The sequence below is a fragment of the Paenibacillus xylanexedens genome, assembly GCF_007676705.1.
Classification (GTDB): domain Bacteria; phylum Bacillota; class Bacilli; order Paenibacillales; family Paenibacillaceae; genus Paenibacillus; species Paenibacillus xylanexedens_C.
In genome coordinates, this window is sequence record NZ_VEBF01000001.1 from 2,100,934 (window position 1) to 2,116,062 (window position 15,129).

At 50.4% G+C, this 15,129-nt stretch carries 11 protein-coding genes; all 11 read right to left on the bottom strand.

The genetic code is table 11. The features are described from left to right. Positions 1 to 255 precede the first annotated feature (255 nt). The 11 genes from FS628_RS09455 to FS628_RS09505 all read right to left on the bottom strand — a co-directional run bounded on the left by FS628_RS09455 (position 256) and on the right by FS628_RS09505 (position 15,051). Positions 256 to 2,103, bottom strand: coding sequence for an IucA/IucC family protein (locus FS628_RS09455; protein ID WP_145321114.1), 1,848 nt, complete (start codon positions 2,101 to 2,103; stop codon positions 256 to 258). Beyond that, the gene (locus FS628_RS09460) at positions 2,063 to 3,352 is read right to left on the bottom strand and encodes a type III PLP-dependent enzyme (RefSeq protein ID WP_145321116.1); all 1,290 of its coding nucleotides are present in this window, start codon (positions 3,350 to 3,352) and stop codon (positions 2,063 to 2,065) included. Before FS628_RS09460 ends, FS628_RS09455 begins: the two co-directional genes overlap by 41 nt. Further along, positions 3,349 to 4,125 (bottom strand): HpcH/HpaI aldolase family protein, encoded by a 777-nt coding sequence (locus FS628_RS09465; protein WP_145321118.1) that lies wholly within the window; start codon positions 4,123 to 4,125, stop codon positions 3,349 to 3,351. The genes FS628_RS09460 and FS628_RS09465 overlap by 4 nt, the downstream gene beginning before the upstream one ends. Continuing rightward, on the bottom strand, positions 4,122 to 6,014 hold the full coding sequence (locus FS628_RS09470; protein ID WP_260870967.1) for an IucA/IucC family protein: 1,893 nt from the start codon (positions 6,012 to 6,014) through the stop codon (positions 4,122 to 4,124). The genes FS628_RS09465 and FS628_RS09470 overlap by 4 nt, the downstream gene beginning before the upstream one ends. Then, positions 5,980 to 7,767 (bottom strand): IucA/IucC family protein, encoded by a 1,788-nt coding sequence (locus FS628_RS09475; RefSeq protein ID WP_260870968.1) that lies wholly within the window; start codon positions 7,765 to 7,767, stop codon positions 5,980 to 5,982. The genes FS628_RS09470 and FS628_RS09475 overlap by 35 nt, the downstream gene beginning before the upstream one ends. Next, the gene (locus FS628_RS09480; protein WP_260870969.1) at positions 7,745 to 9,178 is read right to left on the bottom strand and encodes an MFS transporter; all 1,434 of its coding nucleotides are present in this window, start codon (positions 9,176 to 9,178) and stop codon (positions 7,745 to 7,747) included. The genes FS628_RS09475 and FS628_RS09480 overlap by 23 nt, the downstream gene beginning before the upstream one ends. Then, the gene (locus FS628_RS09485; RefSeq protein ID WP_145321125.1) at positions 9,172 to 10,527 is read right to left on the bottom strand and encodes a diaminobutyrate--2-oxoglutarate transaminase; all 1,356 of its coding nucleotides are present in this window, start codon (positions 10,525 to 10,527) and stop codon (positions 9,172 to 9,174) included. Before FS628_RS09485 ends, FS628_RS09480 begins: the two co-directional genes overlap by 7 nt. A 67-nt stretch (positions 10,528 to 10,594) precedes the next feature. Then, positions 10,595 to 11,620 (bottom strand): hypothetical protein, encoded by a 1,026-nt coding sequence (locus tag FS628_RS09490; protein WP_145321127.1) that lies wholly within the window; start codon positions 11,618 to 11,620, stop codon positions 10,595 to 10,597. Between the two features lie 542 nt (positions 11,621 to 12,162). After that, positions 12,163 to 12,984, bottom strand: coding sequence for an ABC transporter ATP-binding protein (locus FS628_RS09495; protein WP_145321129.1), 822 nt, complete (start codon positions 12,982 to 12,984; stop codon positions 12,163 to 12,165). Between the two features lie 13 nt (positions 12,985 to 12,997). After that, positions 12,998 to 14,041: a FecCD family ABC transporter permease gene (locus FS628_RS09500; RefSeq protein WP_145321131.1), complete on the bottom strand. Its 1,044-nt coding sequence runs from the start codon at positions 14,039 to 14,041 to the stop codon at positions 12,998 to 13,000. Then, the gene (locus tag FS628_RS09505; RefSeq protein ID WP_145321133.1) at positions 14,038 to 15,051 is read right to left on the bottom strand and encodes a FecCD family ABC transporter permease; all 1,014 of its coding nucleotides are present in this window, start codon (positions 15,049 to 15,051) and stop codon (positions 14,038 to 14,040) included. The genes FS628_RS09500 and FS628_RS09505 overlap by 4 nt, the downstream gene beginning before the upstream one ends. Positions 15,052 to 15,129 lie beyond the last annotated feature (78 nt).

The window sequence follows — 15,129 nt, forward strand, 5'->3', positions numbered from 1 at the left end:
CTTTTTACGAAAACCTTTTCGGAAGTATTCAAGTATGACTGTAACACATAACCCGATTATACCACCAGTCTCTTCCCTGTACCTCCATTTCGCAAGATTTTTTAGCCATAATGATGAACATTTTATTCCCTTCTGGCATTCGAACTCAATAACAACAAAGCAAAAAGGCAACCCCTCAAACGGGTCACCTTCTATATCGATCCTTTAGCACGCCACTTCTTCTCTCTACACTCCTACACCGACCATACTCTACTTCTATCCCTTGTAAAAAGGGTTCCACCCTATGCCTTTGCCCGATGGCATCGCGCCTGGCACCCCATCCGCTTCAAGCAGCGGACGGACAACTAACTTCACGGGCCACTCCCTGCTCTCAAATATCGCATGAGCGAGCGCGGCCCGATCGGATTCGGGAAGCTGCACATGTTGCAGCGCTTCCTTCCAAGCCTGCTCCGTGATCTCCCATAACTTCGTTTCCGGGATGTGATACACCTCGCTCAATGCCTCCATGATCGCAGCCAGATTCACCTGCGTCCCCAAAGACTGCACATAGAAGATCAGCTTCTGAACCGTCTCATTATACAAGCTGTTCGAGTAGCCAGGTCGAATATGGTAGGCAGGGTCTGCAATGCCGTGCTTGTCCAGATAAGGCTGATGCAAACGCACCGAATCATGATCGCGGAACAAAAGACCCTTTACCTGATTATCCCGTAACACCAGACAGCAGTTCTGACCATGAATCTCAGGCACAACGCCTACCTTGAACAGACGCATCACGATATCATAGAACGTAGTAGCTATACTGGTATAGAAGTCGAGAACATCCGTGCTGCTCAGGTTATCACCCAGGATCTCCGTCAATAGATGATGCCCTTCCAGATTCACACCCAGTGCGGCCATTGGAATTACTTTGTAGACTTCACCCAGCAATTCAGCGGGATACACACGAATCTGTGCAGCCAGATGCCGGGGATGATCATCGAACAGTCCCATCGATTCTGGCATGAAACCCCACCAGTTCTGCTCTTCGCACATATACACCTTGTCCTTCAACGTCTCGTCACAAGCTACAGCTTGCCTTAGCATACGTTCTCCAGCAAGACCATTCAGCAGCTTCACTACCGGAAGATAACGAGCTGCCCCCAGCGACAGCACACTAACCGGAAGCTTGAGCATCCGAGTGGACTCGGTTGACGGGGCCATCGAGCGTAGAGAGGATGTAGCCTGTACCTCTCCCACTTCTACATCCAATACAATGATACTGCCTTCCTCGACCTCTCCGGTGAAGCGGGGCAGAATCACATGCTGCAATTGCCACGGATGAACAGGCATCGGCAGATATTCGTCCAACGTGATCCCTTTGCGGGCAAACTCGGCTTCCACTACTCCACGCTGAACATCGTCTAACACGTCCAAAATGGACAATCCATCTTCACAACCTTGCTGCGTGGCATCCAGCCGTATAGCCACCCAGCGCAGTGAGATTCCCTTCCCGAACTCTGCTGCATACTGTGTGACATCCTCTGCATTGAATCCCACTTTGGCTTTGGACGATGGGTGAAATGGACGATCACGCAATGCCGCAACGCGTTCACCCTTGATAAACCATTCATAAGCAGAAGCTGGGACGTTGGTGGACAGATACTGGACTTGTTCCCAGCCCAGAGCATACTGCTCCACAGCAATGTCCAGACTAGCAAGGAACTCCGCCACTCCAGGCTGCGCATAGGCTTCATCCGACAAAGCCTTCTGTAACACGGCACGTCCAACCTCTACCGGAGAATCAAGAAGAACCCAGCTTCCATCTGGTTTCTCCTCGTAGAATGGTGAACCCTGAACCCATTGAGTCTCCTGTCTTACTCCTGTTTCAACCAAACACAGCACGCCTTGAGTGTATAATCTATAGCGAGAAGCTACATTATGATTGTGCTCTTCGCTGTCATATTCTTTATACAATCGACGGAACGGTGCAGGTGCCGTAGCAAAATCAATGAACGGATAACCCTCCAGAGGAAGCAATTGCTCCGCCAAGAAAGAATTCATCAGATCCGCCATAATCCGGCGTTCAGCGGCTTGCAGACTGGAACGCTTCATCAGTGTTGACATGATTATTGTCCTCCGTTAGATAATGGAATGCCGGGTGCGGATGCCCCAGAAAATCATGATGCGAGATGGTCCAGCAATAAGCTCCAGACTTTTCAAACAAAACAATATCTCCCACGCGCAGCAGTGCTACCTCCGCATCGGAATGCATGCGATCCTTGGGTGTGCATAGCTCACCTACCACATGAACTCGACGATCTCTTACCTCTGGCCGGGCAAACGAGTGTTTCCAGCGATCTGTCGCCATAATCTGAAACGGGTGGTTATGTCCCCATGAAGCAGGCAGACGATTATGGTGCGTACCTCCCCTTAACACGGCAAAATACTGCTCATGAGAAGTTTTGATATCCGTAACCTCTGCTGCATAATACCCGTGGTCTGCCACCAGCAGTCGACCCGATTCAAAATACAGCTGGCCTCCGCGTGAAACAAGGCGCTGTCTGGCTTCACTTTGCTCCAGCAGGGAAGTGAATAATGGCCAGTCGAATCCGGGGCTACCGTCGTAAGTCACCCCGAATCCGCCTCCTGCATTCACCACTTCCACAGGAAGATCATACTGCTGCTGCCACTGCTCCACCTTTTGCAAATACAGCTCAATCATCTCGGCATGCAGCCTGGCGTCCATATTGTTGGACAAGGAATGAAAATGGAATCCGCTCAGCCGAACCACACCCGCGCCTTCCACACGAATGAGTTCAATGGCTTCTTCCACTGCCTCCTCATCGATGCCAAAAGGACTTGGCCCACCGCCCATAACGATCTTCGTCCGAGGCAACGTACTGCTCCGCAGATTGATACGGAGCAGAATGCGAACCTCCTGCGCTTGACCCTGTTGTTGCTTGTGCACATGCTCCTTCTCTCGCTCTTTCGCAATCGCAATGATGCGCCGCAGCTCCAAAAGACTCTCCACATGGATGTAGCTCACGCCATGCTCGATTGCCAGCCGAAGCTCGCTCTCTTTCTTACCCGGACCTCCAAACAGAATCGGAACCTCTCGGCTTACAGCTCTAACCTTGAGTAGCTCTCCAATCGAAGCCACTTCAAAACCCTTCACAAATGGAAGCAACGCCTCAATGATTCGCGGATCTGGATTCGCCTTGATCGCGTAGAACAATTGTGTGTTCCGGGGCATGCTGCCCAACATCTGACGCACCTGTTCCTGAATTCCAGCCAGATCATAGACGTACGCACATACCGGTTCTTCCATCCCGCGTTGTAGTTCATCAATCGCATGCCATACACTAGGTTTCATATCTGCCCACCCGCATTCCTGTAGTCATTCCGTTTTTGGGCATAAGCCCGAAAAGCCGTATTCCGATCATCACCAAGCACGTATATATGTACTCCCCGCTCAGCCCATAGGGACATGTCTTCTACGCCTCTAGTGACCGTAGCATAAGGTACTTCGCACTGCTGGGCGGTAGCATGTAATTCATCCAGCGCACGTCTCACATCCGGGTGCTCCGTCTGCCATGGCACACCGAGGGATTGCGACAGATCCGCCGCCCCTTCCAATACAAAACTCACCTGAGGGTGAGACAGAATCTGTGCACTTTGCCGAACGCCCTTCACACTTTCGATCAGGGGTACAACCATCACTTGTTCGTTCGCTTCCCCAATGTATTCCGTGAGCGGATATTTCCCGAATACACCGGGACGACCGCTATTCAAGCTACGCGTGCCAACCGGATGATAGTAGGCGTGACGAACCGCTTCCTCCACCTGCTCCAATTGCTCGACATGCGGAATGACGATACCTTGTGCGCCACAGTCCAGCACCTTCAGAATCTCCGCTCGTTCCACTTTCGAGATACGTACCAGCGGGGTTAGGCCGACCAGTTCCGCCGCACGAACCAACTCTTCCACCTGCTCCATGGATGTTGCGGCATGTTCCAGATCAATAATGACAAAGTCATATTCCGCATGTCCGATCATCTCGATGATGACCGGGTGTGGTATGGATACAAAAAGGCCATATACGGGCTGTTTGCGTGCAATTTTTTCCTTCAGCGTGTTAATTCTCATTCGACGATTCCCTTTAATTCGGGTGTTCTCTTTGATTCAAGTGCATCCTTTGATACCTTGAGTGGATTGCTCGCCTTGCGAAAATATAACTCCCCATCCCCATACAGACGGCGCTTGGTCATCTCTTCGATCAGTGCATCTTCGGCAAAAAGGTCAAATGCAATGAACCGCTCTGCGTATTCCGGGTGCTCTCGCTGATAATCCACAATCACACCTGCACATAGCTGCCAGAACGCTTCTTCCGACAGACCAAACTTCTCAAAGGCCAATGCAATATCTGTCATGCAGATAAAAAAGAATGCATCATACGTATAGTCACGGACTTCCGACACATCGCCGGCATAGATGAATGAATACCGATTGAACTTGCGATGAGTTTCCGGCTCTGGATTCAGTTTTGGTGCTCTTTCCAGGTACAAGAGTTGATCCGGCACATAGCGAACACCATCATGTAGATCCTTGATCATGATTCGTTTCGGCAGTTCACCTTCCAGCACCAAAATGATATTCTGGGCATGGGATTCCAGCGCAATCCCGTGTGCGTAGAGCAAATGTATAATCGGCAGTGTAACCGTGCGAACAAGGGCCTCGCTCCACTTCTCCACACCATGTCGTTCTACAGCATCCTGAATAAATGGAACACCATCCAGCTGCACCAACATCAATGCATTGAGCGGCCACGCCGTCTCACCTTCCTTCAGATGAACCGATACATTCTCCCGCCAGATCGCACCAAGTGTGCCGTAGGCTCGTCCATATTGGGTTGCAGGCAACTGCTCATAACGGAATGACAGTCCCATGATTTCTTTTAAAATGCCAAACTGCACCTGCTGCAACAGCTCATCCTCACGAACGAGTTCTTCCAGCCAATCGCTGATCAGCGGTGCGTTCTGGGTCGTATGCTGTGCCAGAATACGTGTGCTCGACGTGTTGGTAATACTGAGTGCCAGCTTGATGTATGGGGCTTCCGGGTTCACCCGGTTCGACAGCGAACGGATCGACTGCTGCGCACGATAGGGCGAAGACGATGGACCAAGATACACGATGTCCCCATCCATCCGTTGACGGGCAAATACCGATTCCAACTGATGCTCCCACTGCCATGGATGAACCGGAATGAATACATAGCGATCATCCGCGTCAGAACCTCCTATTTCCCCATCAACCTTGCTGCCTTTGCCACCAACGCTAGAGCCTACTAAGCTATCTTGTTGCAGGATCTGTTGAAATCGCTGCATATCCTCTGCGGTCAGATGTTGCCCCACCAGTTCATCAGAGCTATACCCCGCGGATACAGCGGTCTGAGCGAATTCTTTTTTCACAGCAACCCAGACTAATGCAACCTCCGAGTTAAATTCAGGGCCATAAGCCAGATTATCTTTCAGGGAAAATCCCAACCTCGACTTATAGCTCGGGTGGTACAGATGACCGTCGGTCATGTGACTTTCGAGCGCATCATAATGACGATCTTTACTCGGAATGTTCAAGGGCAATATAGCCCGGCACTGGCTGTCCTTTGCCATCGTTTCGAGTAGTTCCTGGATAAAAGCCGTCACATTCGCACCCTTCAACGCGTTCAGCACAATTTCTTCCAAAAACAGATCCAGATCGGTGCAGCGGACGCCTTCCCTTTGAATCGTTCCCTTCTTCACCTTCACCCGGCCAAATGAAAACTTCCGCTCGGCTTCACACGTGTACGCCACAGGTTTTCCTGACGATGTAAGTCCCTCGGTTCGCCATTCGCTCCCGCTTACATGACTGTCCAAGATGCCTTCGAACCACATCGCCTCCAGTGTCTGCCGCATGATCCGTTCCTGTACACCCACGTAGACTGCTTCTGTCCTGCCGCCTGCTTCAGCCCTGTATCCCACGACTCCCACGCACTTCACTCCCTATTCGTTTCATTACATTGCTCACCGGCACGTATGCCGGGGTCTGGCTGATACCTCTTAGACAACTCACCAAATTCTGTTTGGCCAGAAATGCATCCGTCGTCAGCAGATGTCGCACATAATCATTGCTCGTTCGTTCCAGTTCATCTACAAGTACCTCACGTACCTGCTTCCAAAAATGCTCCTCCGGTACGTTCACATCTCGCGCCATTGCATGGATCAGAGAACCCAGATGATTGACGATAAAATAGTAAGAAGTCCGCGCCCAGGCTTTCTCTCGTGAATAGAACAACAGATCGGATGCTTCACGGTCCTGCTCACGGATAAGTTCCTCATCCACGCTGACCCCTTCCAGATCGCGGACGATAAAATCCACAGGCAACCCATCCTCCAATGTCACAAGGGTATTCTGCAAATGGGCTTCAAAATGAATGCCTTTCTCACCCGCCGCCCGTACAATCGGCAGCAGAGAACATGCCAGATAACGATCCAGCCAGCGCTCAGCTATGTCACGTCCACCACCCAGCATCGTCATCAGTCGCGACCGCATCCCAGGAAGCGGTGCTTCAACCAGACTGGATAAGACATACGTATTCGCAGGGTCGAACTCAATGGGACGATAAGCTATCGTAAACAGACTGGTTAACTCTTCATCATCAAAAGCACAAGTCGCTACACCTGTCTCATACGCAATATGGGTGTGCGGTTCAGCACCGAAACAGTCATGCTGGCTGACGTATCTGGAGGCATCCAGTGTTCTGCGCATCTGCTCAGCACTGTTGGTGCGGATCATGTTGGTGATCTGCATGTTCAGTGACAGCTTGATATTGCAGTTCCATGCCGGAATATAGACTGTACGGACCGAAGAAGTTGGATAGACGGTTGGCCCCGCACTGCCGAGCAGAATTAATTTTTGATCTCGAATATAAGACTGTACCTCGGTCAACTGTGATATGTACGCATATTGCCATGGATGGACGGGCAGCAGCCCATACATTCCACTCTTTTCTTTTAAGATAGGCTCCACATGGCTCCGCAGGAGATCATGCAAATCCATTACCGCCTCGTCATCCACCCATTCCTGCACGTAGACGTCCTGCCTCACGGCGATATAACAGAGTTGAAACGATGTGCGTAGCTCCGGACTGTACTTCTGAACATCCTGCTCGCTGAAGCCTTTGGAATTCTTCGGGAACGGGTGAAACGGATGACCATACAACAGAGACTGTTCCGATGTGCGATAATCGTGAATGTCGAGTCCGGCTGCTTGTTCGATATACAACGTAAGGTTACGCACACTGTTATCTACCTTTTGTGCAAAATCTCTGGCATACGCTGCCTTTACACGATTCGTATTCTCACCCCATGGATGTGCAATATCCACCTCAAGTGAACTCTTCATCTCTATCGCACTCTTCAGCATTCCATGTTGATCCGAACTCGCTCCCTGTGCCCCATCTCCACTTAGCTCACATGTGATCCAGCGAACCAGGTCGCGATAATGCACCGCTTCTCCGTCAGATTCCATGCTGAGGTATTCATGCTCCCCCATGACCGAGTAATAGGATAGCCGTCCTGTCACCGTCACCCCGCTGGCTTGAAAAGCAACAGCGTACGTCAGCGTAGTCGGATTGATCCGAAGATCGCTTTTCTTCTCTAGCGCAAGCTCACGGATATAACAGTTCAGCAGCAGTTTGCATGAATGTTCATGAGCCTGCTGCTCAGCTTCAGACCGGAGCTTGTTTTCCATCTCGAACAATGATGCCAACCTTCTTTCGGGTTATAAGTAAGACCAGGGGAAGTGTAAGCAGAATGGCGCATCCAAGGCCGATACAGATCTCTTTGAGCGCTCCCCATTTGGCCATCTCCATGGACGTTCCTGCCCCGGCAAGCCATTGCCAGCGCATATCGTAATACAAGGTCATGCCCATCACCGCAAACGAAGAAGCGAGCCGCTCAATTGTGGTCGATAACACCGAGCCTTCATGCATGTCTTCCTCCGGTAAAGCCTGTAAACCAATAGCAGAGATACTCATGCCTGACAGACCAACGCCAATTCCCCGGCACGCCATGAGCATACCGATGATCCAGATCGATGCTCCCATGGGTAGAACCGCAAACGACAGAATGGATATCGACACCAGCAACGTGCCCCATGCGATAAAATGTATGGACCGACCTCGGTCCAGCAAGCTGCCGCCAATCCACATGAACAGACTTGTGCAGATGGATAAGGGAATGAACAGCGCACCGGATAGGGCTGGTGACAAGTGGAAGACATCCTGGAACAACAACGGCAATGCAAAGATCACGCCAAACATCACACAATCCTGAATCGTCGAGATCAGCACGGTCAGTGGAAATACAGCATTACGCCGCAGCAACTGGTATCGGATCAATGGTTCCTTGCGACCGTTCTCTGTCTGGATAAAACGAATGAGTAATAGCACACCCAGTGCAATCAGCAGCCAAGGTACCCATACCACCACAACAGGACTCGCGTACAATTGTACCCCCAGACTAAGAGCACCTACAGCACTGATCAGCATTATCACACTGGATGGATGCCATTTTTTCCTGCGGGCAGGGATATAGGGCTGAATGACTCGAACGCACCCAATGAACGAGAACACTGCCAGTGGCACATTGAGCCAGAACAACATTTCAAGCCGTCCATACTGAATGATGAATCCACCCAGAGTAGGCCCGGCAGCCGGAGCCAGCATAAGCAGCAAGCCCCACGCTCCAGTAATTCGTCCTCGCACCTCCGGTCCGTATACATCAAACAGCAGCACAAGTGATAACGGAATCATTAGCCCCGCGGCAACGCCGTGCATGAAACGAACCAGCAAGAGGACTTCGATGGAGTGATATAACAACGCACCTGCCACCGAGAACAGTCCATAGATACTAATCCCCAGCATAAACGTCTGCTTACGTCCCAGTCGGTCCACAATCAGGGAAGCCAGCGGCATCGTTAACGTCATGGCGAGCATGTACAGCGCGATGATCCATCCTCCTGCTGTCGTAGAGATCTGATAGTACTGCACGAAATAAGGCAGCAGCAGGTTAAATGCACTGTTGGTCAGCACCAGCGAAAAGGCACCGAGCAGAATCGCGAATAATACTGCATGCCTCTTCATCAGTGACAGCTTCAACATGCCGCCGTTGCTAAGGCAATGGCTTCAGCTACCGATTTCTCAAAGATGGCCAGGATCGCGCTCGATTCTTGCTCTGTAATATTCAATGGCGGCAGAAAACGAACAACAGCTGAATGACGCCCACCCAGTTCTACAATCAAGCCATTCTTAAAGCATTCACGTTGAATAGACTCGGCCAGCGCCCCGTTTGGCAGATAATGTCCCAGACGATCCTTGCGTCCTGTTGGATCAACCACCTCAACGCCAATCATCAACCCTCTGCCTCGTACATCACCAATCTCTGCATATCGCTCTTTCAATGCATTCAGTTGATTCATGAATTGCTCGCTGCGCAGATGCACGTTGTGTAGAATATCCTGCTCCCGGATATAACGAAATGTAGCAAGTCCCGCTGCCATGGCCAGCTGATTGCCACGGAACGTACCGGTGTGTGCACCAGGCTGCCATTGATCCAGCTCCTCCTTATAGATGACGACAGACATCGGCAGACTTCCGCCAACCGCTTTGGAGCAGATGATTACATCGGGTACAATTCCAGCATGTTCAAATGAAAACATTCGCCCTGTCCGTCCGATGCCTGTCTGCACTTCGTCAATAATGAGCGGAATGCTTCGCTCTGCCGTGATTCGGCGCATCTCCTTGAGCCATTCGATATCCGCCGGAATCGCTCCGCCCTCTCCCTGCACCGTCTCCACAATGACCCCACATGGTGCAGCAATACCGCTCTCGCAATCATCGAGCAAGTTCTCGATATACTGTGAACTTAACCGGGCCGTCATGCCTTCACCAACACCAAATGGGCAGCGGTATTCATAAGGAAACGGCAGGAAATGAACATCCGGCAGCAGGCTTTGCAGATGTTGTTTCTTGCTCAGGTTGCCACTCATCGACATCGTCGCTTGGGTCGAACCGTGATAACCTCCCTGAAAGGCAAGAATAGACTTGCCACCTGTTGCATGTTTGACCAGCTTAATGGCTGCTTCTACTGCATCGGCCCCCGTTGGACCACAGAACTGGATTTTGGCTTTATCTCGCATCTCTGCTGGAAGAATGGAGAACAGTTCTTGCATATATGAAAGCTTCAGCGGCGTTGCCAAATCCAGTGTATGTAGCGGAATCTGCTGATCCAGGACATCGCGAATGGCGTTGATCACCGTGTCATGGTTATGTCCCAGCGCCAATGTTCCTGCACCAGCCAGGCAGTCGTAGAATACGCGGCCTTCCGTATCGGTAATCTTCACCCCATGGGCCTTGCTAATGACTAGCGGGAAATGTCTGGGGTACGATCTTGCATTGGATTCCTTCTCATTTTGCAGCTTCAGATATTCCGTCTGCACCTCTACTGACATAGCCCTCTAACGCTCCTTATAATCGATTCAGGCTGAACCAGCTGCCTGTAACTCTGTTCTGCATCTTTTAGCCGTTGTTATACGTCTTATATTCGAGTTGCTCCTGACACAGGTATTCCAGGTATAACCGAACTACATCACGAGTTGTTCCACCATGGGGAAAGACGTGGTGGGTTAGATCCGGCAAAGCGTTAACTTCCAAAATGCCCCCCTGTTCTCCAGAGATCGGAGTTCGGATATCACGACAACGAACATCGATGCCTGCTACATCAATCTGAAGCGTTTTGGCCGCTTGAATGATCATTCGCGCATTCTCGGGATGAATGATTTCGGTACAATCTTTGTAGAATTCGCTGATTTTTCCGGCGGCTGAGTTACGAAGATCATATAGCTCGATTTCTTTTCCGGCGGCAGGTACTTCATCCAGTGTTGTCCCTTGTGCACGCAATACCTCCAGCAGACGTTCAGCTTCTGCATCAACTTCGGGAAATGCTTCATACTCGCCAATGGACGTCATCTCAATTCGATCCTGATTCAACTGTTTGATTAACGCCCGAACGTTTGAAGTCCCGTCTCCCTCAACATAGACAGGCCGATACTCATTCACAGCCGCCACTTCACCGTTGATGATCAGCACTCTGTAATCGATTCCGGTCACATATTGTTGCAACATGATGCTGCTGCCGTGGACACTCGCAAGATGAATGGCTGCCTCCAGTTCATCTTCGGTACGCACATCCAGCGTTACTCCCATGCTGCTGCTCGCATCCAGCGGTTTCACCACAATGGAGCCGTATCTATTTAGAAAATCTGCTGCATTGCTCCCCATCGCCGGGATCACGATAAACGATGGTACAGGCATCCCCTGCTCATGCAGCAACATATTGCATGCCTGCTTGTTCTTCGCGAGCAGTCCAGCGATTAACGGCAGACGATGAGATCTGGTTTTGTTAATGATGATCTCCTTGTCCCCTACAGACAGCTTCAGAAAATCTTCGCATCCTTCGACAAGGGGCTCACAAGTGATGCCCATTTCTCTCGCTTTGCTTATAATGAGTCGGTTTTGCAGATTATGAATCCCTTTCGGAAACACTGAAAATCCTCCTCGATCGAATGAAGGTACTCGCTCCTATATAAGTTGAATTAAAGATTATTTACGCTGACACTACAATGACAGAACAACCTTCCAATCCCTGTTATCCCCAGATTTTTTTTGAATCCCTTATACAAAGGGGAAATCCGGTGATAAAGGCGAACGCTTCGCTTTTTCAGGTTTTTTCTGTCCTCTCCGTTGCATGTAAATGATTAATTCAACTTATATTGCTCATACTTTCATCAATTTTTATTGTAATTTTATATTGATAATGATTATCAATATCATACAAAATCTATTTTATGGCAATTTGAGTTATATTGTCAATAATAAACTTTTAAGGAAAAATAAGATTGTATTTTATGTGGGTTTGAGTCGCCGTATGTGGTTTGGGATCGATTAATAGGCACAACAAACCAGGCAAGCCTGGGACATGGTTTAACCAATAGCTTGCCTAATTTGTTATCTGTATGCCCATGCAATGGAGTCGATGTGGAGTTCTGAATAATTATTGAACGAATCAAGAGCGGACTTTTTGATCTTCAAGCCAATTGTGTGTAACGCTGTTCCCCATTCAGCTTCCTCCCTCTTCCATGCGGGATGCAAGTTGGTGTACCGAACAACGGATCGACCGCAATCTCACACTCCATCTGGAAAACTTTACGGACCATCTCCTGTGTAACGATATCTTCTGGTTTACCTTCCGCGTAGATCGACTTGTTGTGAACAGCCACAATATGATGCGCATACCGACATGCCAGATTCAAGTCATGAAGTACCATGACAATGGTACGTCCTTCCCGTTCGTTCAACTCAAACAGCAGATCAAGGATATCAATCTGATGTGTCATATCCAGATAGGTTGTAGGTTCATCCAGCAGCAGCGTTTCGGTGCCCTGCGCAAGTGTCATGGCAATCCAGGCACGCTGACGCTGTCCACCGGACAGTGCATCCACAGGCCGATCCGCGAGGTCAGTCAGATGTGTGGATTCCAGTGCCAGCTTGACCATGCGCTCATCCTCACGAGACCATTGCTTCAGCCATGTTTGATGCGGATAACGTCCTTGTTTGACCAGTTGATTCACCGTCAGGCCTTCCGGAGCGGTAGGACCCTGTGGCAGGATGGACATCCTTCTTGAAATCTCCTTCGTGGGCAGCTTCGCAATCTCTTCACCATCCAGCAGCACCGAACCTGAGCTGGATTTCAACAACCGGGCCATCGTGCGCAGCAGCGTGGATTTGCCACAGCCGTTGCTGCCAATTAGGACGGTGATCTGACCCTTGGGAATGGTCAGGTTCAAATTCTCAATAATGGGATCTGCTCCATAGGAGATAGTAAGCTCCTTGGCTTCCAGAATACTCACGGCTCTCTCCTCCTCAAAACTGATTTCGATTCTTGAACAACAGATACAAGAAAAATGGTGCGCCTACACCTGCGGTGAATACCCCTGCGGGAACATCAAGCGGTAGAAAAGCGGTGCGGGCAATCAAATCTGCTGCAAATACAAGCAAAGCACCGACCAGACCTGACACGATCAACATACTGCCGAACATGCGTCCAACCATTTTCCGGGCAATATGTGGAGCGATCAAGCCTACAAAACCAATGGTTCCGGCAACCGCGACCGCAATTCCCGCCAGCAGTACACTGCATAACAACAACGCCGAACGATGCCGTTGAACGGTAACACCTAACCCCGTAGCCAGATCATCCCCGAACTCCTGTGCATTCAGGCTGCGAGCGAACCAGATCGCCAGAGGTACAACGATAATAATAACCGGGAGAATGGTTCGGACATCGGTCCACGATGCGCCGTACACACTTCCAGTCAGCCAGATATAGGCTTGACCTGCCGTATAGAACGGACTCAGAATTAACATAAACGTCGTCCCGGCCCCCGTAATGGCTGACACTCCAATTCCGATCAGCACCAGACGGATCGGACTGACTCCCTTTTTCCAGGCAAGCACGTAGATGATCAATGCCGTCACAATTGCGCCAGCGATGGCGAACAATGGTAACAACTTGATGCTTACCGCTCCACCCAGCAACGTAACAAAACCTACAGCTGCAACGGCCGCGCCGCCAGTGATGCCGATGACATCCGGTGAGGCCAGCGGATTACGGATAATGCCTTGCAGAAGTGCGCCTGACATACCGAGGGCTGCTCCTACGAGCAGAGATAATAACACCCGTGGCAGTCTTAAGGTCAGCACGACGAAGTCATGCTCCCCTTCATTCAGACCGAATATCGTTCGAAGCACATCCAGCGGAGAGATAAAGTCACTGCCCACACTGCTACCGACCACTCCTGCCATCAGGAACAAGAGGATACATATACCGATGACAACCAGTGATGTTTGTTCCATTTGCACCGAAACGGTGTCTTTTTTGTTGCGGAAAGTCAACAGCTTCCTCATATCTTCGTCACCCCCTTGCGGGCAATATACACGAAGAAGGGTCCGCCAATCAGTGCAGTCATGACACCGAGTGGAACTTCCTGCGGCATAATCACCAGCCTTGCAACCACATCCGCAGACAACAGCAGAATCGCTCCCCCTACAATAGAGTAAGGAACGAGCCATCGGTAATCATTGCCCACCAGTGCACGCATGATATGTGGGACAACCAGACCAACGAGCCCGATCGAACCGGCTACGGCAACCGAACCACCCGCCAGCAATACCGTAACAATTCCCATGAGCACCTTGACCAGAATTACATTCTGTCCCATGCCTTTGGCGATATCATCACCCGTCAAGAGCAGATTGATGGCTCTGCCCATGAACAGAGAGACAATGGCTGCGGCTGTCATGTAAGGCAGAACAGGATATAACATATCCAATGTCCGCCCGCTAACTGAACCGGCAAGCCAGAACAATACATCCTGCAATCCGGTTCCATCCAGCACCAGAATGGCCTGTGTGAACGAGGCGAACAACGCTGAGATGGCCGTCCCCGCCAGTACAATTTTGATCGGTGTCAGGCCATCACGACCGAGTGAACCCAGTGCATATACAATCGCCGCGGCAACGGCAGCTCCGGCAAAACCAAACCACATCATGGTGGTGAGCGAAGATACGGACAATACCACAATGGCAATGACAATAAAAAAGATTGCACCCGCATTGATCCCGAACACACTTGGTGATGCCAGCGGGTTACGTGTCAATGCCTGCATCAGTCCGCCTGCCACGGCCAAACTTGCACCAACGACAGCAGCAATAACCGTACGTGGCAACCGTTCAGTCATTAGAACCACATGTTCCACAGAACTCTCGTCATAGAATTGCAGTGCTTCCCATGCCATCTGAAACGTGATATGCGTACGTCCCAGAATCATACTGGCTAGGCAAGCAAGTAGAAGTAATATGAATAAACCAACCAGTCCATAGATCTTGGCGCTTGCCTTTGTAAAAAGGGGAAACATACTCTCACTCTTTCATCTGTAAAATGACAAAAGACCTGCCTGCCCATACACTTCGTTAACGAATGTCCTGGTGCATGG